The organism is Rugosimonospora africana (assembly GCF_016862975.1).
Taxonomy (GTDB): Bacteria; Actinomycetota; Actinomycetes; order Mycobacteriales; family Micromonosporaceae; genus Rugosimonospora; species Rugosimonospora africana.
Genome location: NZ_BONZ01000175.1, coordinates 1 through 1,102 on the forward strand (window position 1 = coordinate 1; position 1,102 = coordinate 1,102).

Below are 1,102 nucleotides of genomic sequence, written 5' to 3' on the forward strand. Positions count from 1 at the left end.
CAACCCTGGTGCGTGCACACCGCACTGTATGCCTTGAACGTGCCTTGGCTCGGGTGCAGGAGCCAGGCCGGGTTGCCGTCGGCCGTGCTGAAGCTCTTGGCGTTGCCCACGGCGACATCGCTGGCCTTGGCGATCGTTCGGCCCGCCGCGGGGGTGGGCGCAGTCGTTGCCGTTCCGGTGGTCGGTGTACCTGAGCTCTGGGCTACCGGGCCGGCGGGAGTGGTGCCGGACGCGGGGGCTGAGGCGGGTCCAGAGCCGCGTCGCCCCAGGGCCAACGCCGAGCCGGTAACCAACCCGGCGGCGCCGATCACACCGGCGATGACACCGCTGGTCACCGCCGTACGCCGGTTCACCTCGGCGGTCAGGAGACTGGTCGAAATCGACTCCCGGGGATCGGGGATGGCCGACAGCCGCAACTGTCCGCGTACCCACCGGCGCACGAGTGTGCGTACCGACAACAGGTCACCGTCACCGGCGAGCAGCAGCGGCGTCCACGCGAACACGAACACGATGTCGGACCCGAAGTAGTACGGCGTGGTGCGCCAGCTGACGGTCAGGAAGAACGACAACGCCAGGAGTACCCCCGCGGCGGCCGCGGCCCGGGTGAACAGGCCGACCAGCGCGCCGAGGCCGGCCGCCGCCTCCCCGAAGGCGATCATCAGCCCGGTCACGGTCGCGTGCTGGGCGCTGAACGTGACCAGAGGGCCGATCGGCGAGCCCGTCGCCGCGTGCAGCATCTGTGCGTGCACACCCAACGGTGACGAGTCGTTGAGGTAGTGCGGGTCGAATATCTTGGAGAGGCCGGCGTACAGGAACGTCACGCCGAGGAACGCCCGCAACGGCAACAGTACCCAGGCCGCCTCGCCGAGGCGGGGGTCGCGGCTCAGGCGCTGCCACCTGCTTGTGGGAACAACCGGCGCACTCGGCGCTGGTCTCGGATTCTTCGCCGCGGTGGATCCGCGTCTGGTGGACATGGGTTGCCCCCTCCATTTCGATGACTCGCCAGCGAGTGTGTCCGGGGGGTGTGCCCACCATCCGTCGTGGTCGCCGTGGTGGTGCAGGTACAGTCTGTGCCGGCATTCTTAGAGGGTTCTCGGAGCCG

General features: G+C 69.3%; 1 protein-coding gene. It reads right to left on the bottom strand.

Annotation, left to right across the window (positions count from 1 at the left end; all coding sequences use genetic code 11):
• The coding region (locus Raf01_RS49070) for a TQO small subunit DoxD (RefSeq protein WP_203925066.1) at positions 1–974 on the bottom strand (974 nt) is incomplete at its 3' end.
• Positions 975–1,102: the final 128 nt, after the last annotated feature.